This is a genomic window from Salinirubrum litoreum, assembly GCF_020567425.1.
Lineage (GTDB): Archaea > Halobacteriota > Halobacteria > Halobacteriales > Haloferacaceae > Salinirubrum > Salinirubrum litoreum.
This window is the reverse complement of the sequence record NZ_JAJCVJ010000001.1, coordinates 632681-656267: the sequence shown is the minus strand read 5'-3', so window position 1 is coordinate 656267 and position 23587 is coordinate 632681. Positions and strand designations below refer to the sequence as shown.

At 66.5% G+C, this 23587-nt stretch carries 16 protein-coding genes and 1 pseudogene; 11 read left to right on the top strand and 6 right to left on the bottom strand.

The window, feature by feature from the left end; translation table 11 throughout:
* Positions 1–1010 precede the first annotated feature (1010 nt).
* Positions 1011–1541, bottom strand: a complete 531-nt coding sequence (locus tag LI337_RS03130; protein WP_227228257.1) for a DUF7344 domain-containing protein — start codon at positions 1539–1541, stop codon at positions 1011–1013.
* A gap of 540 nt (positions 1542–2081) precedes the next feature.
* On the opposite strand from LI337_RS03130, the pseudogene LI337_RS20270 reads away from it, so the two are divergent.
* From LI337_RS20270 to LI337_RS03095, 7 genes and pseudogenes are all read left to right on the top strand, one after another.
* Positions 2082–2264, top strand: a pseudogene (locus LI337_RS20270) (SipW-dependent-type signal peptide-containing protein); the annotation flags it as partial.
* A 60-nt stretch (positions 2265–2324) separates the two neighbouring features.
* A complete protein-coding gene (locus tag LI337_RS03125) occupies positions 2325–4355 on the top strand; it encodes a choice-of-anchor W domain-containing protein (RefSeq protein WP_425600773.1) in 2031 nt (676 codons plus the stop codon).
* A 108-nt stretch (positions 4356–4463) separates the two neighbouring features.
* Positions 4464–6161, top strand: a complete 1698-nt coding sequence (locus tag LI337_RS03120; protein ID WP_227228255.1) for a SipW-dependent-type signal peptide-containing protein — start codon at positions 4464–4466, stop codon at positions 6159–6161.
* A 105-nt stretch (positions 6162–6266) separates the two neighbouring features.
* On the top strand, positions 6267–8177 hold the full coding sequence (locus tag LI337_RS03110; protein WP_345777724.1) for a SipW-dependent-type signal peptide-containing protein: 1911 nt from the start codon (positions 6267–6269) through the stop codon (positions 8175–8177).
* Between the two features lie 369 nt (positions 8178–8546).
* Positions 8547–9314: a hypothetical protein gene (locus LI337_RS03105; protein ID WP_227228254.1), complete on the top strand. Its 768-nt coding sequence runs from the start codon at positions 8547–8549 to the stop codon at positions 9312–9314.
* A gap of 295 nt (positions 9315–9609) precedes the next feature.
* Positions 9610–10923, top strand: a complete 1314-nt coding sequence (locus LI337_RS03100; protein WP_227228253.1) for a signal peptidase I — start codon at positions 9610–9612, stop codon at positions 10921–10923.
* Positions 10920–11267, top strand: coding sequence for a hypothetical protein (locus LI337_RS03095; RefSeq protein WP_227228252.1), 348 nt, complete (start codon positions 10920–10922; stop codon positions 11265–11267). The genes LI337_RS03100 and LI337_RS03095 overlap by 4 nt, the downstream gene beginning before the upstream one ends.
* Here the strand turns inward: LI337_RS03095 and LI337_RS03090 are convergent.
* Positions 11206–11820, bottom strand: a complete 615-nt coding sequence (locus tag LI337_RS03090; protein ID WP_227228251.1) for a luciferase domain-containing protein — start codon at positions 11818–11820, stop codon at positions 11206–11208. The two genes, LI337_RS03095 and LI337_RS03090, sit on opposite strands and share 62 nt — an antisense overlap.
* A 120-nt stretch (positions 11821–11940) precedes the next feature.
* Positions 11941–12654 carry an MBL fold metallo-hydrolase gene (locus tag LI337_RS03085; RefSeq protein WP_227228250.1) on the bottom strand — a complete coding sequence of 238 codons (714 nt, stop codon included), beginning with the start codon at positions 12652–12654 and terminating at the stop codon, positions 11941–11943.
* 738 nt (positions 12655–13392) lie between these two features.
* Here LI337_RS03085 and LI337_RS03080 point away from each other — a divergent pair.
* Together LI337_RS03080 and LI337_RS03075 are read left to right on the top strand one after the other, a co-directional pair.
* The gene (locus LI337_RS03080) at positions 13393–14685 is read left to right on the top strand and encodes a DUF7405 family protein (protein WP_227228249.1); all 1293 of its coding nucleotides are present in this window, start codon (positions 13393–13395) and stop codon (positions 14683–14685) included.
* 109 nt (positions 14686–14794) lie between these two features.
* A complete protein-coding gene (locus tag LI337_RS03075) occupies positions 14795–15607 on the top strand; it encodes a ZIP family metal transporter (protein ID WP_303645225.1) in 813 nt (270 codons plus the stop codon).
* A 209-nt stretch (positions 15608–15816) separates the two neighbouring features.
* On the opposite strand, the gene LI337_RS03070 is transcribed toward LI337_RS03075, so the two are convergent.
* The 3 genes from LI337_RS03070 to LI337_RS03060 all read right to left on the bottom strand — a co-directional run bounded on the left by LI337_RS03070 (position 15817) and on the right by LI337_RS03060 (position 19242).
* Positions 15817–16374, bottom strand: a complete 558-nt coding sequence (locus LI337_RS03070) for a metal-dependent hydrolase (protein ID WP_227228247.1) — start codon at positions 16372–16374, stop codon at positions 15817–15819.
* 49 nt (positions 16375–16423) lie between these two features.
* On the bottom strand, positions 16424–17848 hold the full coding sequence (gene cofH / locus LI337_RS03065) for a 7,8-didemethyl-8-hydroxy-5-deazariboflavin synthase subunit CofH (RefSeq protein ID WP_227228246.1): 1425 nt from the start codon (positions 17846–17848) through the stop codon (positions 16424–16426).
* Positions 17849–17958: 110 nt separating this feature from the next.
* The gene (locus tag LI337_RS03060; protein WP_227228245.1) at positions 17959–19242 is read right to left on the bottom strand and encodes an amidohydrolase; all 1284 of its coding nucleotides are present in this window, start codon (positions 19240–19242) and stop codon (positions 17959–17961) included.
* 133 nt (positions 19243–19375) lie between these two features.
* On the opposite strand from LI337_RS03060, the gene LI337_RS03055 reads away from it, so the two are divergent.
* Entirely contained in the window at positions 19376–21484 is a 2109-nt protein-coding gene (locus LI337_RS03055; RefSeq protein ID WP_227228244.1) for a hydantoinase/oxoprolinase family protein, read from the top strand.
* Positions 21481–23199: a hydantoinase B/oxoprolinase family protein gene (locus LI337_RS03050; RefSeq protein WP_227228243.1), complete on the top strand. Its 1719-nt coding sequence runs from the start codon at positions 21481–21483 to the stop codon at positions 23197–23199. Before LI337_RS03055 ends, LI337_RS03050 begins: the two co-directional genes overlap by 4 nt.
* Positions 23200–23587: the final 388 nt, after the last annotated feature.

Sequence of the window (23587 nt, the reverse complement as noted above, 5' to 3'; positions counted from 1 at the left end):
CACGGACGACATCTCCCCCCGAGAGCCTGATCCACTGCGCAGCAACAGATGGCCTCGGGCAACCCCGGTGTTCACACACGACGAATCACCGGTTCGAGCGTGCAGACTCGTCGAGAAGGTGGCTCGCCATCGCTCGTGAGGTTCACATCCGGGTAAATCCCCGGTAGTGAGGCCTGTGCGGGTCCTGTGAGGGTGTGTGTGTGAAAAGACGTGCTCGCTTGCGACGAAGGGAATCTGCGCGGAGTCTACGCCCGTCGGGGCGCTCTCGTCTGGCGGTTTGGTGGTGGCTAGGGGGGTGGCTGTTCGGCCCGACTCGGGTTCAACGGAGATTCCAGATCCGGAAACCGCTAGACGGCACCCGAGTGTGAAGATTCGAGCCGTGCAGCGTCGGCCCTCTCCTGCAGGGACGAGGGCAAAATCGCACTCGATACGTCGTCCGGAGGTCATCGAAGTCGGGCGATTATGTCGTCTCAGCTGTCGCTTCCGATCACACCGTTCACTCATCTGCCGCGCCGCTGTAGGCACACACTCGGCTCTGTGCTCACTACTGCCGGAGCGACGAGGAGGGTGTGAACGCTCTGAGATTGCTCCTTAGGTACTCTCGACAGCACATCGGTCGTAGATCGGGAGCTCGGCGTGTGTGAGAATCTCGCCGATCGTGCCTCTGACGAGGACCGTAGATCGACTCCGGACACGGTTCGGGATCACGACGTGGTGAGACGTGTCTGGACGGCTTCGAGTGGCACGCCGACTCGGGGGAAATGACCCGTTCTCGAGACTACAGCACTCCCTCGCGAGGAGATTCGTCGTTCGGGGTCGCATCCCATCTCGATCGTCTGCACCACGGGGCTCGTCAGAATACCTCCATGAACCCCAACCAATCGAGGAGTGTACTCCCGATCACGAAACAGCCGAGGAGGTACAGCAGCAACACCAGTGCGTTCCGTTTTGGCGCCCCGGTACGCATCCCGGGCAGCAGTAACAGACGCACCACGAACAGGGTGCACATCTCACCCGAAGAGCTGTCGGAGGGTGACGTGTCGTCGGGTCACCAGCTGGTAGACGGTCGATACGGCCAGCAGGACGAGGAAGAACGTGACCGCGACGACGGGCGGCACGAGCGCGAACGGTCCCATCTCCAGTGTCGCGAGGAGGACGACACACAGGCCGACCGTCCCGAGCAGGCGGTAGTACTCCGCCCAGGTGACCCCGTAGCGCGTGAACACCTCCATGTAGACCTCCACCTCGCGGGCCGACTCCGTGAGTCTGATCTCCTTCCCGTCGGGGTCGTACTCGATGACACCCTCGGCGTCGAGTCGCGGCAGGTGCGTCTGGTGGAGCGAGTTGTAGACGCTCTGGCGGAGGTCGGCGGGCGGTGATGCCTGCCCGGTCTCCTGTTCGGCGACGGCGTCGGCCAGTTCGGCGAGCGATACCGTCTCACGACGCCGTCTGAGGTGGTTCAGCGCGTGACGACGCCGCTGGTTGCACAGGATGTCGTGGATGTCCGTGTCGATGAGATTCCGTTTCCTGAGTATCCCCATGAGTTCCCCCGTGTCGCCGATTCGCTGTCGGCTTGCCGGAATAAAGTACGTGCCCCCGGATAACTAATCGGTGCGTCTGGCGCTGAAGTCCCGGCCTTTCGGGAGTCGCGAGGGACAGACGGGGCAGTGTACCCGCGAACCGGCCGAAATCGCCGTCGTGCGGCACGCTGCCTCGCGAATTAACACCGCCTTTCCACGACTGCATCGCGAATTACGCTCGGCGGGCGTCGACGGATCGGCACGTTGAGTCGCGGGGGGCGGGCCCGACGATACCTCATCGCCGCGTTCAGAACACCTGATTCCGGTGTTTCAGGGCCTCATTCAGTTGTTTTCAGGCAGTACTCGGTAATTAGTTATGGAGGCTCCCCTGTCAGGGGTGAGTGTCGGTGGCGTGGGGTGCGCCGCCGTCAGGACCCACTTCGGACTCCCGGTTCCGCTGACGGGCAGGCGGTCACGTCGACCGCCTGCCGGTTGGATTCGGACCCCGTGGAGGACGGTTCGACTCCGTCGGTGGGCGTCCCCTACCGGGGATACCTGACCATGTCAGACCAACCAATCGAACTGACGCGGCGGAAGGCGCTCGCGGCACTCGGCACAGTAGGTGTCGCGTCCGCGGGGGCTGGACTGGGCACGACAGCATTCTTCAGCGACCGAGAAGACTTCGAGGGCAACAGCTTGACAGCCGGGTCGCTCGACCTCAAGGTCGACTTCGAGGAACACTACGCCGACTGGATCAACAACCGAGGTGGTGACGGAAGCACCGAGGCCGACCTGGAGGTTGAGATGGGTGTCCCGCAAGACGAGGCGGACATCTACCTCCCACCCGGCCCGAACGCCGACGACCTGGCGGAACCGATATCGCTCAGGTTCCCGAACAACACCGTCGCGGAGTTCAAGGACGCCACGTCCATCGACGCGTACCCGGACACGAACGACGACGGTATTCAGGACTTTCCGGAGGGCTTCGACATCTGTGAGGAGGACGCGGACACCCCAGACCTCCTCGACTCGGACCTCCGCACGGAGCAGTACCGTGGAGAGCCGGTCGTCGCTCTCGACGACGTCAAGCCAGGTGACTTCGGAGAAGTCACCCTGAGCTTCCACCTGTGTAACAATCCAGGGTTCGTCTGGTTCTACTGCAACAACTTCTCGGAGGCCGAGAACGGCTTCACCGAGCCAGAACTGGACGATCCGGACGAGGACGGCCCCGGCGGGGAGCCCGAACTCGCCGAGCAGATCGAGGTACGCGCCTGGTACGACGACGGCGACAACATCTACGAGCCTGGGGCGCAGGCCATCGACGTCTATCACTTGATCGATACCTCCGGGACAATGGAGGAGAACTTGGTTGAGGAGGGGACGGAGTTCGAGAAGGACGACGCGGCGATCCAAGTCGGAGAAGCGACGAACGCCTACCTCGACGGTCTCGGCACCACGGTTGAGCAGACAGTCGCAGTGATGGCCGAGGCCGGCGCGTCGGAGCTACTGGCAGATAGTACGGACACCGACGACGTAGACACTGCGCTCGGCAACACGGCAGGCGCTGGTGGTGGCACTCTCGGCGCGGAGGATTTCGTTGAGGGCCTTGAGAACGCTCTGGCGGACCTCGTGACAGACGACACCGACGACGAAAACGACGACAACGTGATCGTCGTCTACACCAACGGGGACAGCCGACCCTCGGACGCGACCGAACGGGCCAACGTTCAGGCGGCGGCGGACAACCTGAAGAACGCTGGCGTCGAGATCAAGATCGTCGCCTTCGGCAACCTCAGTCCCGCACAGCAGCAGTTCCACACGGACATCAGCGACGAGGTGATCCAGGTCCAGAGCGGCACGGATCAGGGCGCCGTCGACACCAGCATCGCCGATGCCATCGATGAGATCGAGAACAATTTCGAAGTCATCGAAGGTGGCGAACAGGAGTTCTTCCGTGGCACGCTCGAAGACTTCTGTAACCAGTACGAGTTCGACCCCGAGAATGGGAGCCTCGGCTTCCCACTCGATGGGGACGTCCCGGCACCAGAAGGTGGCGGGAGCGCGGACGCCCGGAACTGCTACTCTGCGTCGACCCCACACTACATCGGGTTCGACTGGTGGCTTCCGCTGGACCACGCCAACGAGATCCAGACCGACTCTGTGCAGTTCGACCTCGGCTTCTACACCGAGCAGTGCCGCCACAACAACGGGAGCGGCCAGGGTGGCGGTGTTGGAGATCCGGAGATCCCATCACGGACCGGGACCGGGTTCGGGAAACTATCTGAGTCGGAAAACCAGAACAATGGATACGGGGACGATGGTGAAGACTTCGACACTCCGAACGCGATCACTTCACGTGCCCGGAACGGCAATGGCGGGTGGGAGGTCGGCATCGGATCGGGTGACACTCCGTCCGAGGACACGACCGACGCGTCTTGGAGCTTCCCGCTATCCAACGTTCCGTGGAGCCTGAGCTACGACTCGAGCGACGGTACCACGGAGTTCAACGTCGGCGCGACCACGGTTTCGCGGACCACGGCTGCCAGCGCCTTCGACGGGCGGTTGCTCGTACAGACGAAAGCCGACGAAGCCACCGTCAACGCCGAGAACGTGTCGCTGTCAGTCGACGGGAACAGTCAGACGATCAACGGCCCGACGAGCGTCCAAGCGACGAACGACGACGACGGCGGCGGCCGGGCATTCAACTACCTTGTTCTCGATACGGCGCTCGACGGCTCGGAGAGCTTCGAGCTGAGCGGGGAACTCTCCGTATCCAGGCAGGGTGACTTCCCCGGTGGAGACGAGGGCTGGGCAGTCGACGTGTCCGCAGAGTAAGAAGTATCGAACACCGACCACACCGTTTCAAGAGACGGTAAACCGACCCACGCCGGCTGCACACCTCGGCGGTTCGATTCCGCCGGTGGGTCCTCGGGTGACAACCCTATGGCAAACAACAGCGGGTTCGACATCTCACGACGCGAAGTCCTCGCCGGTCTGGGCACCATCGGGATCGCGTCGGCAGGTGCGGGACTCGGCACGACTGCGTACTTCAGTGACAGAGAAGACTTCCAGGACAACACCCTAACAGCCGGGGAGTTGGACCTCAAGGTCGACTGGCAAGAGCACTACTCCGACTGGTCTGACGACGAAGCCGAGGGCATCGACACGGTAGCGATGGAACCTGGTGACGGACTGACCGGCTTTCCATCGGCGGCTGACCCTACGAATCAGTCGGTGTTCGTCAGCGACCCGGACCAGTTCCTGCGGAACACCGTCATTGAGGCGTTCCCTGACGCAGATCCGTCTCTGGACGCGGCAAACGTCACAGCGGACGACTATGATGCAGTCAAAACTGATCCGGCGAACGACAGCGACATCTGTAATTTGCCGGCTGATACCGATGGTGGAAACGGTGTTCTCAGCCATCCGTTCCGTACCGGAGCGGTCGCAACTGATGATGGCGATGGCTACACTGCCGGAGGTGACCCGAACCCCCAGACCACTGCAGCTGGCGACCCACTGATCCAGATCGCGGACGTGAAACCAGGTGATTTCGGTGAAGTCACGTTTTCTTTCCACGTGTGCGGGAACCCCGGGTACGTCTGGTTGACCGGTGACCTCGTCTCCGCAAGCGAGAACGGTTTGACCGAACCCGAACAGAATGACCCCGACGAGGACGGCGACCCCGACTCTACCACGCCGGCAGACGTCGAACTGCTCAGCGAGATTCAAGTCGCGTTCTGGTACGACACCGGCGAAAACGGCTACGGTGCCGACTTCGGTGACAAGGATGAAGACGAGGGGGACAACTACCTCCAGCCTGGGGAGTCGCCGATCCAGATGGGTACTCTCGGTGGTGTCCTCCTCCAGTTACAGAACAACCCGTTCCCGCTTGACGCCAACCCTGTCACGGCTACCACCTCTACGGCTACTAGCGGGAGCAGTAATGATACAGCCCCTGTACTGGACGACCTCGCTGACGCTGATGGCGATACCGACGGCGACGGCGACAGCTACAGACTGTACGTGAGTACCGAGGACGAGCCGTTCAAGTCGTTCGTGACCGGCGGCGCCTCTGGCAATCCTGCCCCTAAGAATCTCAACTGTGGAGACTATGATAATCTGCTCTTCGACGGGATGAGTCTCGTCGGAACGGCCATCGAGGCAGAGATGCTCGAGGCGGGTATGGACTACAGTTCGTGTGCCGGTCTCACCGTCGACTCACTCAGCGATCAGAGAGGTGACAGTGATCTTGATACGATCACGCTCTCGACGGATAACCCTGTTAGAGTTGTCAGCGTGAAAGGCGGCAACGAAGGCGAGAACATCTACGTCTTTGACCAGCCTGTTATCCTAAACGGAGTTACGTTCACCACGCCCACTGGTCAAGGAATCAGTAACATCGACGTCTGCTGCCCGGTCGACGGTGACGACGGCAACGGTGGCGGCGGTCCAGTGGGTGACCCGGACCGTGATTGCTTCCCCAACTCGACGACCGCCTACATCGGCTTCGAGTGGTGGCTCCCGGTCGATCACGCCAACGAGATCCAGACGGACTCCGTGAGCTTCGACCTCGGCTTCTACACCGAGCAGTGCCGCCACAACGACGGCGGCACGCCGCAGGCTCCCGAGAACGGCTGATCGACCGCTCGACCAGGCACTACCCTCCGACCACCCGACCCACGCTGGCCACACGTTCGGCGGTTCGACTCCGCCGGTGGGTCCTCCCGCGAGGGGTTGGCGAACATGACAGACGATGGTCTCCGCTTGACGCGACGCAAAGTCCTCGGAAGCCTCGGAGCCGTGGGTATCGGGTCGGTCGGTGCCGGCCTCGGCACGACGGCGTTCTTCAGCGACGAGGAGTCCTTCCAGAACAACAGCCTCGTCGCGGGCGAGTTGGACATGATGGTGGCCTTCCAGGAACACTACTCCGACTGGTCGGACGACGAGAACGACGACCTGACGGACAGTTCACTGAATGGTCCACTTGAGACAACAGAAGACGACAGCGATAGCGATATCGACGGCGACGGTGTCGACGATTGGGAGGTGGTGATGACAGAGGGGGAGCCCTCTCTTGTCCCGGAAGATTACGTCGGCTTCCCAGTCCCTATGGAGCCACTAATCGCGGTACCCGAGGAATGTGTCGACGACTTCATGGCGAACACATCCATCGATGCATACCCCGACTCGGACGATGATGGGATTCAGGACACTATCCACTCCCGCAACACGTTATCGTCTCACTACGGTTACTCAGGCCAGCAATTGGAAGACGCTTTTCGGAAACAGTTCGCTAATCTCTCAGACGGTGAGAATTTGAAGAACCGTACTAGAGACTATCGAGGCAAACCACTCGTCCAGATGCAAGATGTGAAGCCAGGGGATATGGGTGAAGTAACGTTTGGAATGCACACGTTCAACAATCCCGGTCACGTCTGGATGACGGGCCAGTTAGTACAGGCCGGCGAACACGGCCACACCGAACCAGAGGCCGACGACGCAGACGAACACGGGTCTGCGGACGAACTCACCACGAACGTCCAGACCGCACAGGTCGAACTACTAGACGAGATACAGGTCGCCATCTGGCACGACGACGGCGACAATGTGCTTTCTGGAGAAAACTACGGAGGAGACGCTGAACAACTCGTTGCAACTCATGACACTGCCGACAGTGGAATCATGGCCTCTCAAGAAGAGGCGCTCGTCCACCGCGGAACACTCAGGGAGACACTCTCCGTTCTCGAGACCGGTGGACTCTTGCTCGACGCCGACCCGACCACAGAAGGTCACGACTGCTTCCCGAACTCCACCACGCGCTACTGCGCGATGGCGTGGTGGCTCCCGGCCGACCACGCGAACGAGATCCAGACCGACTCGGTCGCGTTCGATATGGGATTCTACACCGAGCAGTGTCGGCACAACACGGGCGTGGGCGACGTTCGCCGAGTCTCCCTCGGAAGCGACGAGGCGGAGCAGTTCGGCTTCGCGTCGGCGAGCGGCGACGGTGCCGTCGGATCTGGCTACTGGACCGACGACGACGACCAGACGAACTCCGACGAACCAGACCCAGGGAACTACGAACAGTTCTACATCGGGACGTTCTACTTCGACTTCGCTCCGCTCCCGCCGTTCACGGTCGGTGAGATCGAGTCGGTCCGGTACCGGACGCGCCGGGACAGCGGCGTGCCGCTCGGCAAGGAGTTCTTCGCGGAGATCTGGACCACCGTCGACAGCGACCCAAACCCGGACGCGGGGTACTACGGAAAGCTCCTACAGGCACTCCCCGAAGACTCGTTCGACACAGACGCGCCGGCAGACGAGTGGGTGACGTGGCGGACGGAGAGTGGGTCAAACCAGCTGACGTGGTACGACACTGCACGTGACTACGGCACGAGCGACGGGAACCCGCCGCCCTACTACGGCCAGGACACCGGCGCGACACTGTCGGACATCCAGTCGACGGGCTCGTTCCAGTGGTCGGACTACGTGTCGGACGCGGAGACGACCGAAATCAACTACCGCGACATGCAGGTGAAGACGATGCGGTTCGCCGTTGGCAGTGACTGGTACCAAGACCACAGCGGCGACATCGACGGCATTGAGATTCGACTCGAATCCGGAGACGGCGTCATCTACGATCTCGAGCCATGAGAGAACTCACAACCCACGTCAGCATCTCGAAAATTCGACTCTCCCAGTGGTTTCTCACAAGAGGGGTGGCGAGCACCACAGACAGTGGTCTTCTCGTGACGTGTCAGGTGGTCCCCGAAAGCTGGAAGCTGTCGACGCGGGTCTCGGAACGCCGGCCGCCCGACACTCGTCGATTTCCGATCTTGGGGGCGGGATAGCCAGTGATTAAATAACTGTCCGCTGGCCCTCCCTTCCAGCCAACAACCACCCACGCGGGCGCTTCCCGGTGGCACATCCCCCGGGGCACGCGACCCGTCGACGACTCCGGTCTCACGCGGACCTGCTGTCGACGGCGCCACGTGGCGGCGGTTCGACTCCGCCGGTGGGCGTATGGACACACCCGATCCGCCGTCACGCAGGGCAGTTCTCGCCGCAGTCGCCGGTGTCGGTGGACTCTACGGTGGTGCCTCGGTCGCTCGCGGTGCACTCGGATTAGACGCCGTCTCGTTCACCGACCAGCGCGAGATCACCCAGCAGAACGGGCCGACACTCCGCGTCGAGTGGGTCGCACTCTACAACGGCGAGCGTATCGCCGGCACCGGCTTCGAGGACGGTGGCGGCGACGCACCCGCCGGGCCAGCAGTCGCGCTCTCGAACCTCTTGCCGGGCGACACCGGGGCACTCGTCATCCGACTGACCGTGCCGACCGGGGAACCGGGACCCGCCGAGGTCACCGCCTCGCTGGCGCTCACCGGCAACGCCGAGAACGGGATCAACGAACCGGAGTCGACGGCCGGCGACACGACGACTGGCGAGGACGGCGGGGAACTCGCCGACGCGCTGGCTGTCGAGGTCTGGTACGACCGCGGTGCCGCCGGCGTCGACGGTCTCGGCACCCGCAACGGGACCCGCGAACCCGGCGAGCCACTGGTCGCGCCGGACGCCGAGGGGTCGCTTCGGGAGGTCGCGTCGGCACTCTCCGGCGGCGTCGTCCTCGATCCGGCGTCGTCCGGCCCGGCGTGTCTCCGCCCCGGCGAGTCGGTGTCGGTCGCGGTCGGGTGGTCGCTCGCGCCCGAGACGGCGAACGCGGTCCAGACCGACTCGGTCGACTTCGGCGTGGGGTTCACGGCCGAGCGCTGTGCAGGAGGCGGCCCGTGACGCGAGTGAGCGACGAGTCTGTCGGTCGGCCGCCGAGCAGAGCAGAGCCGAGATCGCCGCGCTGTCGGGTGGATAACCCGCGGTTTATCGGGTGGAACCAGTCGTTTCGGTCGGTTAACCGAGTGGGACTCCCGCCGGGACCGTTCTTTCCGAGGGTTAACCGACGAATAGCTAATCGGGTCTCGGCCGAAGGCCGTGGCGACGGTGGCGCGTCGACCGGGCAGTCGGCGCGGCCACACCATCCGGGGGAGTCAGGAGTGGGACACGACAGACGCGAAAAGCGGAGGGGAGTATCGTGACACGAGCCGAGGCGAACAGCACGACGAGTCGACTGCCGTCGCCGACGCTCGGGGGAGTAGTGAACGTCCTCGCGGTCGTCGTGCTGATCGCGGTCGTCGCGCCGTTCGTCGTCTACTCGATGCCGGCGGTCGTGGGGGCGGACCACAGCTTCGTCGTGCTCTCGGGGAGCATGGAACCGGAGATCTCGCCGGGTGACGTGGTGGTCGTCAGCGAGGCGACGCAGAGACAGATCGAACGCGGAGACGTGATCACCTTCATGCAGCGCGACGCGGAGGTGCCGACGACCCACCGCGTCGTCGAGGTGAACCCGCGCGAGGAGGGGGTCGCGTACACGACGAAAGGCGACGCGAACGAGGACCCCGATCCAGCGCCCGTCCGCCCCGAACAGGTGATCGGCGAGGTGACCTACGTGATCCCGCTGATCGGCTACGTCGTCCGGTTCGCCAACACACAGACCGGGTTCCTCCTCCTGATCGGACTGCCGCTCGGACTGCTGGTCGTCAACGAGGCCTGGTCGATCCTTCGGGCGGGCAACGACGGGACCGGTGGCGGCGAGACGACCAGTGACGAGGGAGGTGTCGCGGCCGCACCTGAAGCGGCCGACGCACCGACCGCGCCGGATGCGACGACCACGCCGGCCGTGACGACTGCGGAGTCGGTCACCGGCGAGTCGGGGACTGCAGATCGGACGACCGCAGAGTCGACGGCGACAGACGCGGGCGACGAGTCGACAGAACCGACGGCGTCGACCTACACCGTCACGCGCTCGGACCTCCGACTCTCGATGGCGATCCTGTCAGTCTTCGCGGTGTACGCGACGTGGATCGCTCTGCAGGAGACGTCCGGCGTGACGGTGACGGCCGCAGTCGGGTCGGGTGCCGGGGTCGTGATCTGCGGTGCGATCTACTACGCGGCCGGCGGAGACGCCGGGAGTTCGTCGTCGACCGTGGCCCACCGCGACGGCCCCGACGATGACGATGGTGGAGCCGTGACCGACACGGGACCGGACGACGGCGGCTCTGCAGGTACGCGAGTCGCCCGGTCGACGGCGGATCCGGGCGGCGAAGACGGATCGTCGGCAGCGGACAGTGCCGGCGACGGGTCCCTACCGACTGTCGAACCACCGGTCGTCAGGTTGCCCGAGACGCCCGAGACCCCGCCAGCGACCGGCGGGGAGAAGACGGCGGGCCACGGGGCCGAAGCGACGAACGGGACCGGTGTGGCAGACGAGACAGCCGAGTCGGTTCCGGCGTCGAGTGACGACGCGGACCTCTCGGACGAGTCGGGAGACGGAGGTGAGGAACGGTGAACGAGAGCGACCGGCGACTCGCCGCATTGACCTTCGCGGCGCTCGTCTTCGGGCTGAGTTTCGCCGGCGGCTTCTACACCCAGGCGTCGCTGTCGGATCAGGAAGCGTTCAGTGGCGGTATCGGCGCGGCCGCGAACTTCTCGGTCGGCAACGACGACGGCGGCACTGCCGGGAACGACGACGGTGGCACCGCTGGCAACGACGATGGAGGTGCTGCTGGCAACGACGACGGCTGTGTGGGCAACACCGGGAACACCGAGTGTGGGAGCAGTGCGTCGGTCGTCAGTCCCGGAAGTGGCGTGGCGGCACCGACTGCCGACCGTCGGCCGCTCCCGGCGAGGTAGTCGCGTCGCCGCTCTCGGCGTCACCGTCGGCGCGGACCGGGCGTTCCTCCTCGCGAACCAGTCGTTCCTCCTCGTGGACCAGTCGTTCCTCCTCGTGGACCAGTCTCGCCAGTTCCGGCGAGAGACGGAGCAGTCGCGTGCGTCTCGACACGACCGACGGCGAGAGACGAGCAGTCCGGCAACAGTGTGCGAGGTGGACGACCCGGAGGAGCCACATCGCCCCGGAGACGTCTGCCGGGCCGCCGATCCGGTAGCTCACCCGATTCGCGCTCGGTGCGACCGGATGTCTGTCGGCTCTCCCCTCGGTGAGGAGTTGGTCTCGGAGCCGCCGGTCCACCGGGACGTCGAGCAGTCCGTCGGCTCGGACGCCGGCGACCACGTTCTCGTCGATCCGAATCAGACTCCCTTCCACCGGTGGCTCGACCGTACTCGCGCCGCCGTCCTGTTCCGGTAGCAGGGTCGCTCCCGTCGGCGTAGCTCCCGGTTCCGTTATCGTGACACCGGGCCACGTCGCCACCCGTCGCAGTATCCTGTCGATTGCCTCGTCGCTCACTGTCGTCGCTCCCGACACGCCGAGCGTGGTCGGCTCCGCACTCTCCGTGCGTGTCGCTGTCACCCTGAGAGACGCCGGGCGTGGGGATAAGCTTCGTCGTCCTCGCTGTCCCACTCGATGCTACTGGTTCGCCGAGCGCTCGTCGAGTACGACCGGCACGCCGCGTCCGGCCACGTCCGCCGCGAACGCGCCCGAATCGCTGGCGAGCATGTCGAAGGTGTCGTAGTGGATCGGGAGAACGAGGTCGGGGTCAAGCGCCTCCGCGAGGCCGGCGGCCTCGTGACGGTCCATCACGACCGAGCCGCCGATGTTGGCGAGGAACAACGAGACCTCCAGTTCCCGGAAGCCGTCGAGTGCGTCCGAGTCGCCGGGCCAGAAGACGGTTCGGTCCGCGAGCGACAACAGGAAGCCACAGCCGAACCCCGGCGGGTGGTGCGGACTGCCGTCGTCGTGGGTGTGTGGCCCGTCGGCTTCGTTGTGGGCCGGGACGGTCCACACTTCGGCCTCGCCGACCGTGAGGTGCGCGTCGTCCGGGACGCGCTCGACTGCGAATCCGAGTTCCTCGGGAGCCACCACGTCGCGGTCGATGCGGTCGGCGTCGACACTCTCGTAGACCACGAGCGTCGCGTCCTCGTCGGCCACCTGCTCGATCGCGTCGGAGTCGTAGTGGTGGTCGTGGGTGACGCAGACGAGGTCGGCGTCACGGGCGTAGTAGTCGTCGAGTACGCCGTACCGGCCGGGGTCGAGGTACGCGACGAAGCCGGTCGGCGTCTCGATGCGGACCGTGGCGTAGCCGAGCCACGTCACCTGCAAGCCGTCGTGTCTGATGGTCATATCTCCCGCTTCGGCAGCGAATGGGTAAATCTGCGTGGTTCCGACCGAGGGTAGAGACCGACCGAGTTCGGGCCAGTTCGGACGACACACGCACCAGTCGACCGGGCTGGCGCGACACCTCACCGGGATGCACCCGGTTCGGGTGCCACACCTCGGCGACGTAGGGTCGCCTCGGGCACCACACCTCGGCGACGTAGGGTCGCCTCGGGCACCACACCTCGGCGGCGTGGGGCCGCCTCGGACGAGCCTCGTGTCGCGCACTTCGGCGGCGTAGGGCCGCCTCAGGTGAGCCGACGGTCGCAGGGAGGCACTCTCGCTGAAACCGACTGGTCCACCGGGTGTTGCGTGCCCTTTTACAGATTCGGGTGGGACTGAACGGGGCCGGCGGTCTCGTGAGCAGAGCGGGACTGGAGGTCCCGCTGGAAACCGGCGCGCCGCGCCGGTGACAGAGCGAGACCGGAGGTCTCGATAGCAGACGGGCGAGGCGTGGCTCGCCCGTCAGCACCGCAGGGTAGGAGAGCCGGCTTGCCGGCTCTCTCGACTGAGGAGCGCAGGGAGTCGCGGACCGTCGAGACGCCGGGGGCTTTCACCGCCCGGTGTCCACGACTCACTCGGCAACCACACCGGCGACAGTCGAAGCGAACTCCACCGGGACAGCTTCGACACATACGGCGACTAACTCGAGATCGAAGTCCACGTCCGGAACCCATTTCATCGCCAGCGCCCCTACGTCCCCACATGCCCTTCGGCGGCGAAACGTCCCGCAGAGACGTACTCAAAGCAGCGGTCGCGGTCGGCGGCGCGGCGGCACTCTCGGCGTGTCTCGAGCAGGCCGACGAACCGGTACCGACCGGCGTCTCCGACCCGACGACCCTCCCCGAGCGTCAGCACGCCTGGAACGACTACATCCGGACCGACGAACACGGGAACCACATGCTCCCGCGTCACCAGGTCCTCTGGTATCTCGACCTCCCGCACGACGGCCCGCCGACGGCCGACGAGCAGGCGACCCTCGAATCCGCACTCCGGACGCTGGACCGTGCCTACGAGCGCAGTCACGATGGCCTGCTCTACTCGGTCGCCTACTCGCCGTCGTACTTCGAGCGGTTCGAGACCGCCCTGCCCGAGGACCTCGACCTCCCACAGCCTCGTCGGCTCTCGGACTTCGAGACGCCGGAGTTCGACACGCAGGACGTACTGGTCCACTTCGCCAGCGACCGACCGGACGCCCTACTGGAGGCCGAGGAGGCGATGCGCGGGGAGCGTGACACCGCCAACGCGACCGAGGTGTCGGCGACCATCACCGACGTCCTCGACGTCGCGGATCGGCGCACGGGGTTCGTCGGCGCGGGGATGCCCGCCGACCGGCAGGACGTGGCCGGCGTCCCCGAGGGCGACCACGTTCCCGAGGAGTCGCCGCTGTTCATGGGCTTCGTCGCGGGCTTCGTCGGGAACCAGGCGACCGAGGACTACGTCACGCTGGAGTCCGGTCCCTTCGCCGGCGGGACGACGAAACACGTCGCGAACATCCGCCAGCGACTGGACGACTGGTACGTCGAGGACACCTACGATCAGCGCGTCGACCGGATGTTCAGCCCGATCCACAGGGTGGAGAACCTCGTCGAGGGTGTCGGCGCGAACCTCGGCGACGACAACGGCCTGACGCCGGAGATCGTCGAGAACGTCCGCGACCACGCCGAGGAGTTCGGCGTCGTCGGTCACGCACAGAAGGCCGCACGCGGGAACCGCGACGACGACGGGAACGTCCGCCTCCTGCGTCGACACTTCGAGTCGACCGACGACGACGTGGCGAGTCTCCACTTCCCGACGCTCCAGCGCGGTATCTCGGCGTTCGAGGAGGTCCGCGAGGCGATGAACGGGACCGACCTGACCGACGTGCCGACCATCCGCCAGCGCGTCAACAACGGGATCTTGGAGTACATCTTCGTCCGGAGTCGCGGGAACTTCCTCGTCCCGCCGCGCCACCTCCGGTCGTTCCCGACGCCCGAAGGACGCACCGTCGGGGAGTGACAGTCCGCCAGGACCAAGCGCCAGTCACCGAGGGAGTTTCGGTCGGCCTAAACCTATCGAACAGGTGATAATACTTATCGGCGCAGGCGCGCTACGTCCGGGTATGCAGATGGCCACCGACGCCTCCTTCGGCGCGTTCGTCTTCGTGTTTCTCGCCGGACTGGTCACCGCACTGGCGACCGGACTGGGGGCGATTCCGTTCTTTCTGTTCGACGACATCAGCGATCGGTGGAACGTCGCGCTGTGGGGTATCGCGTCGGGGATCATGGTCTCGGCGTCGCTGTTCGGGTTGATCGGCGAGGGTCTGGCGAACGGGACGCCGGTGGAGTTGGGTATCGGCTTGCTCGCGGGTGTCGTGCTGGTCGTCGTCGCCCACGAGGTGCTGGAGGACTACGAGGTCAGTCCGAAGAAGTACGCGCAGGCCGACTTCAAGAAACTCGTGTTGATCCTCGGGATTCTGACGGTCCACAGTTTCCCGGAGGGTGTCGCAGTCGGCGTCTCGTTCGCCGACCTCGGGTTGCAGTCGGCCACCGGACTCGCTATCTTCGGGACGACGGTCCCGTTGCTCGCGGTGTTCATGACGGTCGCCATCTCGATCCACAACGTCCCGGAGGGCGTGGCCATCTCGATTCCGCTTCGCTCGATGGGTGTCAGCGAGTGGCGGATGGCGTGGTGGGCGGTGTTCTCCTCGCTTCCCCAGCCGATCGGTGCGGTGATCGCGTTCGCGTTCGTCCGGTACGCACGGGAGTTCCTGCCCTACGGCTTCGGGTTCGCCGCCGGCGCGATGATCTACCTCGTCCTGACCGAGTTCATCCCGGAGGCGCTGGATCTGGGCGAGGGGTTGCCGGGGCGTGGCTATCAGGAACTGGTGGCCGGGTTGGCCGTCGGTATCGCGGTGATGGTCCCACTGGCGTTTATCTGACGGGACTCGGTCGAGTCGGTCGTAGACGAGGAGGGAGACGTGCCCTCCTCACGTGCCCCTCTCACTCAGTCCCGGCGCGCGCGACCCCGACGCGCGCGAGGGAGCGGGACGGGCGGTGCCGAGAGTCCCGCGAGGTTGGGGAGGACGAGGTGCGGTCGCGGTCCCGGTGCGGATACGGTCGTCTCGCCGGTGTGCAACCCGGGTTCCACTCACTGGAGCCACTCCAGCACCGACTCGGGCAGTCGCTTCCGAACCGCGACGTACACCGCCGAGACGACCAGTCCGACCGCCACGACGAGCCGAATCCGACTGTCGAACAACAGCAGGCCCGGCACCGCGAGCACCGCCGCCGTGGCCAGGTCCTCCGGTGCGCCGTCGTACCGAATCACTCGCCGAGGCCGGAGCCACCGCGACTGGGGGTGGAGGTAGACCGCCCGCTCCGAGGTCGCCTCCCACGGCCGGGTCTCCAGCCCCGCGCCGAACACGTCCGAGACCGAGTGGACCGCCGCCGCCAGCAGGAACAGCGCGCCCGCGACCGTCAGCGCCGAGGGTGCGAGACCCGCCACCGCGACCGCCGGGACGGCGAGCAGCCAGTAGTACGCCGGGTAGTGGAGCGTCTTGCGGTGCGTCCCGACGAACAGGTCCAGATCGGGAAACAGCCCGCCCGCCAACCCGCCGACTGCCGCCGGAATCGCCAGTTCCGGCGCGACCAGCGCGACCGGCGTCGCGAGCAACAGTCCGACCGCCGCGTGGGTCGTCGCCATCATCGGTCGTCACCCGTAGATGCCGGTGTCGGTCTGGTGTCCATCGTCTCGGTCAGTCGTCCGCGTGTGCCCGGTCCTCGTCCGACTCGCCAGCCCCGTCACCGACTCCAGTGCCGGTCGCAGGAAGCAGTGGCGTCCCGTCGGCACGCGGCCCGAGTCGTGGACCGAGCGATTCCGGGTCGGCCTCGACATCCAGTTCGACGCGCCGGCGCTCGGTGTAGTCGGTCGAGCGTTCCACCAGCGGCCGGCCGATGGCAGACACCATCTCGGCGTAGTCCGCGACCGACCGGAACTCGCCGTACTGTCCACCGGCACGCTTCGTGATCTCCTCGGAGAGGATGGTGCCCATGAAGTCGTCCGCGCCGCAGTTCAGCAGTTTGAGCCCCTTCGCGTTCCCGAACTTCACCCACGACGACTGGATGTGGTCGACGTTGTCCAAGAACAGCCGCGAGACCGCGATCATCAGTTCGTCTTCGGCGTCCGACGCACCCCCCGAGACGACGCCGTGTTCGTACAGCGGCGTCTGCTGGTGGATAAAGGAGAGCGGGACGAACTCGGTGATGCCGCCGGTCCGGTCCTGCAGGTCCCGCACGCGCTTCAGGTGCATCGCGCGGTGCATCTCGTTGTCCACGTGACCGTACATGATCGTCGCCGTGGTGTCCAGCCCCACGGACATCGCTGCCTCCATCGCCGCCTCCCACTCGTCGGAGTCGATCTTGCCGGGGCAGATCACCTCCCTGACTTCGGGGACGAGAATCTCGGCGGCGGTGCCGGGGGCCGAGTCGAGGCCAGCGGCCTGCAGTTCCCGGTAGACGCGCTCGTAACTCCAGTCGGTCCCTCTGCGGGCGTGGTACGCCTCTTCGGGGGTCATCGAGTGGAGGTGGACGCCGCCGACCGACATCGCTTCGATCTGCTCGACGTAGGTGCCGGGATCGGTCGTGTAGGTCTCGGGCGGTCTGTAGTTCACCTCGCTCGCCGGGTCGTCGTAGGTTCGCAGAATCTCGTGGTGTTCGTCGTTCAACGCGAACGCGGGATGGAGCCCCGACACCGAGCAGACTTCGTAGACCCCGCGATCCAGTGCGTCCTCGACGACGGCCTGCGACTCGGCCGGTGTCTTCGTGAAGCCCGCGTGCTCACCGTCGTAGTCGGTCTCGAACTGGTGGGCGGTGTCCTTGAAGTTGCAGAACAGACAGCCGGTGTTGCAGGCGGTCGTGACGTTGTTGTTCAGGTTGGCGACGAACGTCACCTCGTCGCCGACTACCTCCGCACGCCGGCGGTCGGCGGCTTCCAGCACCTGCTCTTTCCGGATCGGGTCGATGCCCGGCGAGTCGGTGCCCGTCGTCAGCAGTTCGACACCGTCGGCGACCGTCAATCGGTCGCCAGCCCGCGCCTTCCCCAGCGCGTTCTCGAACGACTGGTCCGACGTCGGCGTGTGCTCGAAGTCCAGATCGAGGTCGGCCACCGACGGGTCGGTCATGCCCCGAACTCTGCGAGCGACGGACAAAAAACGGATGGTTCCGGCGGGTTCGGGCGGTGTCGGCGATCCCGACGGTCAGCCCCGCTCTCGCGTCCGATCTCGGAGCCGACTTACGGGCGGCGCTTCCCGAGTTCGACGACGGAGTCGGCCAGCACGTCGATGCCGATCCGAAGCGACTCCTCGTCCACGTCGAAGGTCGGCGTGTGGTGGCCGCCGGGGTGGTCGGTGCCGACGCCGACGTAGCAAGCCTGTCCGCCGCGCTCCTGCACTCGCTGCATCAGATACGTCGCGTCCTCGCTCCCGCCCAGTTCGTCGCGCTCGATCGGCGAATCGACACCCGGTGTCCGCTGTGAGACCGCGTGAACGACGTCCACGATACCCTGATCGCTGACCGCGCTGGGGGCGACGCCCTCGGTCGTCAGTTCGACCTCGCAGTCGTGCATCTCGGCGGCCGAGTGGAGAATGCGCTCGGCGTGTTCGCGCATGTACTCCTTCAGTTCGGTCGTCTCGCCTCTCACTTCCCCCTCGATGAACGACTGCTCGGGGATGATGTTCGTCGCGGTCCCGCCGCCGACGAGGCCGGCGTTGACCCGCGTCGCGCCGTCGGAGTGACGGGGGATGGCGTAGAGGTTCTGGATCGCGGTCGCCATCGCCTGCACCGTGTTGCGGCCCTCCTCGGGTTTCCCGCCCGCGTGAGAGGTCTGCCCGGAGAACTCCGCGAGGAAGTGGTGGACCGCGAGGAAGCCACCGACCCCGGCGACCACCTCGCCGGTCGGGTGGTCGAGACCGATGTGGACCGCGAGGAGGTAGTCCACGTCGTCGAGGTGGCCGGACTCGGCCATCGGCTTCCCGCCGGCGACGAGTTCCTCGCCGGGTTGGAAGAACACCTTCAGCGTCCCCTCGAAGTCGGAGTCGGCGACGGCGTCGAGGACACCGAGGCCGATGGTCGCGTGGGCGTCGTGGCCGCAGGCGTGCATGTACCCCTCGTGTTCCGACCGGAAGCCGCCGCCTGCCGGGGCGTGGCTCCCGTCCTCGGACTCGGTGATCGGCAGGCCGTCGATGTCCACGCGCAGACCGACGGTGGGACCGTCACCCTTCTTCAGGACCGCGAGTGCGCCGGTGTAGCCGCCACGGAGGCGGTCGAGGATGTCTTCGCGCGCGCCAGCCTCGCGGGCCTGCTCGAACCACTCGTCGAGTTCGTCGTCGTCCGGGACGGCCATCCGACTCCCCTCGGCCAGCACCTCGGGACCGACGTACAGTTCGTCGAGGTCGCGGGTCTCCAGTTCGTCGACGATGCGGGCCGTCGTGTAGAACTCGCGCCACGCGGGTTCTGGGTGGCGGTGCAGGTCTCGGCGGAACTCGACGTAGTCCGCGTCGGTGTGACTCTGACTCATACGCTGGTCCAAGCGTGGGGTGGTAATAAATCGGGGCGGCGTACGTGGAGGGCTCGGTCGAACTCACGACGACCCCGGCGACCGACTCGCCGACAGGCGTAGCTACATGGCGGGCGCTCCCGTGGACCGGGACATGAACGCGGACGAGGCCCAGTCCCCGGTCGACCACGGACCCCGGATCGGCGTCGACGTGGGCGGCACCTTCACCGATCTCGTCGTCGTCGCCGACGGCGCGGTCCACTCGCTGAAAGTCCCTTCGACGCCCGACGCCCCGGAACAGGGCGTGCTGGACGCCGTCGCCGCCGCCGAACGCGAGTCGATCGCCGACCCGACTGCGATCTCCTTCTGCTCGCACGGAACCACGGTGGCGACGAACGCGGTCTTGGAGGGCGAGTGGGCCGAGACCGCACTGCTCACGACCGAAGGGTTCCGGGACGCACTGGAGATCGGGCGTCAGAACCGCCCGGACATCTACGACTTCCGGGCCGAGAAACCCGACCCGGTCGTCCCGCGGGACCGCCGGTTCGAGGTGCCGGAACGACTGGACGAACGCGGGAACGTTCTGCGTGACCTGGACGAGTCGGCGGTCACCGATCTCGCGGATCGCGTGCGGGACACCGGAGCCGAGAGCGTCGCCGTCTGTCTGCTGTTCGCCTTCGAGAACGGTACCCACGAGCGGCGGGTCGCCGAGATACTGCGCGAGGCGGGCGTCGAGACGCCCATCTCGCTGTCGTCCGTCGTGCTCCCGGAGATCAGGGAGTACGAGCGCACCCTGACGACCGCGCTGAACGCCGCGCTCGTCCCGGTGATGGACGACTACCTCGCCGGTCTCGTGACTGGCCTGCGGGACGCCGGTATCACCGCACCACTGACGCTGATGGCCTCGAACGGCGGGACGCTCTCGGGCGACGCCGCCCGCGAACGACCGGTGAACACCCTGCTGTCCGGACCTGCGGGCGGCGTGCAGGGAGCGGCGTTCGTCGCCGGGAGAGCGGGTTACGACGACCTGCTGACGATGGACATGGGCGGCACCTCCTGTGACGTGTCGCTCGTCCGGGACGGCGACCCGCTGGTGACGACCGAGACCGAGGTCGGCGACTACCCGATCGGGGTCCCCTCGGTCGACGTGCACACCGTCGGTGCCGGCGGCGGGTCGCTGGCGTGGGTCGACGCCGGGGGCGCGCTCCGGGTCGGCCCGAAGTCGGCCGGCGCGGACCCGGGACCGATCTGCTACGGTCGCGGCGGCGAGCAGCCGACGACGACCGACGCCCACTACCTGCTCGGCAGAATCGACCCGGACGCCTTCGTCGCGGACCTCGCGGTCGAACGCCGGACGGTCGCCGACGCCGTCCGCCAGGAGGTCGCAGACGACCTCGGACTGGGCGTCCGTGAGGCGGCACAGGGCGTACTCGACGTGGCGAACGCGAACATGGAACGCGCGTTGCGCGTCGTCTCGGTCGAACGGGGCCACGACCCCCGCGACTTCGCGCTGGTCGCGTTCGGCGGGGCCGGACCGCTCCACGCCGCGACTCTCGCCGAGTCGCTCGACATCCCGGAGGTCGTGATCCCGCCGACCGCCGGGGTCCTCTCGGCACTCGGGCTTCTCGTGAGCGATCTGGTGACTGACGACAGCACCTCCCGGGTCCGACGGTGGAGCGAGGTCGACCCGGCGTCGCTGACCGAGACGTTCGCCGACTTCGCCGAGCAGGGTCGCGCCCGCCTCGCGGACGAGTCGCCCGCCGAGATTCGAACGGAGCCGAGTCTCGATCTGCGGTACGTCGGGCAGTCGTACGAACTGTCGGTGCCAGTGCCGGAGGCGGTCACCGACGGTGGGAACGCAGGGACGGACCCGGTGCCGATCGGGCTCGACTCCGACGACCTCGATGCGATTGCCGACCGGTTCCACGAGCGCCACCGGGAGCGGTATGGCCACGCCAGCCCGGACGAACCGCTGGAGCTGGTGACGATCCGGCTCCGGACGCGCGGGGTGGTCGAGCCACCGGACATCGCGCCGGCCCGCACCGAGGGACGGCCGGACGACGCGGTTCGGACGACTCGCGCCGTCGGCTTCGACGGGACAGACCACGAGACGCCGGTGTACGACCGTGACCGGCTTCCTGCTGGCGGAACCTTCGCGGGTCCGGCGGTCGTGGAAGGGTCGGAGAGCACGACGGTCGTCAGGCCCGGCCAGCAGGTGCGGGTCGCAGACGACGGGACGATGGTCGTGGAGGTCGATCCATGACAGAAGACGGCGCGACCGGGGGCGACGAGGCCGGCCCCGACCCGGCGGTCGACCCCGTGACGCTCGAAGTCCTGCGGAACGCCTGTGTCGCGGTCGCCGAGGAGATGAACGCGACGCTCGTCAGGACGGCCTACTCGCCGAACGTCACCGAGCGCCGGGACTGCTCGACCGCGCTGTTCGACGCCGACGGCGAGATGATCGCCCAGGCCGAGACGATGCCGGTCCACCTCGGCGCGATGCCCTTCTCGGTCGCGGCGGCGGTCGACGCGTTCGACCTCGCGCCGGGCGACTCGGTCCTCCTGAACGACCCCTACCGGGGCGGCGCGCACCTCCCCGATCTGACGCTCGTGACGCCGGTCTTCGCCGACGGGGAACTGGTCGCGTACACCGCGAACCGGGCCCACCACGCCGACATCGGCGGGGCGCGGGCCGGGTCCGTCGCGGCCGACTCGACCGAGATCTACCAGGAGGGGTTCCGGATCCCGCCCGTCAAACTCCGGGAGGGCGGCGAGCCGAACCAGGCGGTCGTCGATCTCCTGCTGGCGAACGTCCGGACGCCAGACGAACGCCGAGGGGATTTGCGCGCACAGGAGGCAGCCAACGAGACCGGCCGCGAGCGGTTCCTCGACCTGGTGGACCGGTACGGCGTCGACACGCTGCAGGCCGCACTCGACGCGATCAAAGACTACTCCGAGCGCCGGATGCGCGCCGAGATCGCAGACCTGCCGGACGGCACCTACCGCTTCGCGGACGCGCTCGACGACGACGGACGCGGGAACCGGGACCTGCCGGTCGAGGTCGCCGTAGAGGTCGCGGGCGAGTCGGTCCGAGTGGACTTCGAGGGAACCGCGCCACAGACCGAGGGGCCGATCAACGCCGTTTTCGCGGTGACGGCCTCGGCGACCTACTACGCGGTCCGGTGTGTCACCGATCCCGACATCCCGCCGAACGACGGCTGTTACCGGCCGGTCGACATCGACGCCCCCGAGGGAACCATCGTCAACCCGACACTCCCGGCCGCCGTAGTCGGTGGGAACCTGGAGACCAGCCAGCGCGTGACGGACGTGGTGCTCGGCGCACTCGCCGGGGCAGACCCCGAAGCGGCGGTCGCCGCCGGACAGGGGACGATGAACAACGTCACCGTCGGGGGAACCGACCCGCGCGACGACTCGCCGTACGCCTTCTACGAGACCGAGGGCGGCGGGTTCGGCGGGCGGGCCGGACTGGACGGGATGGACGCGGTCCACGTCCACATGTCGAACACGATGAACACGCCCGCCGAAGTGCTGGAGACCGCGTATCCCCTGCGTGTCCGGCGGTACGAACTCCGGCCGGATTCGGGTGGCGCGGGCGAGTTCCGGGGAGGGTTGGGCTTGCGCCGCGACATCGAGATTCGGAGCGACCGTGCGACTGTGAGTCTGCTCGCGGAACGTCACGAGTCACAGCCCTACGGACTGGTCGGTGGGGGGGCGGGGGCGTCCGGTGCCGCCTTCCTGTTGTCGGGTAGTTCGGCGGGCGAGGAGGACGCAGAACGACTCCCGGCGAAGGTCGTCAGAGAACTCGACGCGGGCGAGGTGCTGTCGGTCCGGACGCCCGGCGGTGGGGGGTACGGCGACCCGAGTGACCGGGACGAGTCGGCGCTCCTGCGTGATCTCCGACTCGGGAAACTGACGCCGGCGCGGGCGAGAGAGGTGTACGGGTTCGAGGAGGAGTGAGGTGGCGAGTCGGACCGAGAGAGTGGTTCTGGAAGCATCACTCGTTCACCAGCCCACGGTGAGAGTGATGGGGGTGCCACCCCGACAGCGACAGCACCGCAGACCACGACCGCACCGACACCGCTACTCGATCTAGCGCACCTCTACCACGACCGCACCCGCAACACCACAGCACCGCACCTCGGCCCTCTTCAGGCCAGCCGACGGTCACAGGGAGGCGCTCGCGCTGAGCCGACTGGTCCACCGAGTGTTGCCTGCGCTTTCGCGGACTCCACCCTCGCGGAGGCTTTCACCTCTCGCTGCTCACGTCTCACTAGACAGTCGTTACATCGTAGCAAGACTTCTACCTCACGTCGTCGCCAACCGATCCACCCGAATCTTCCCCGCC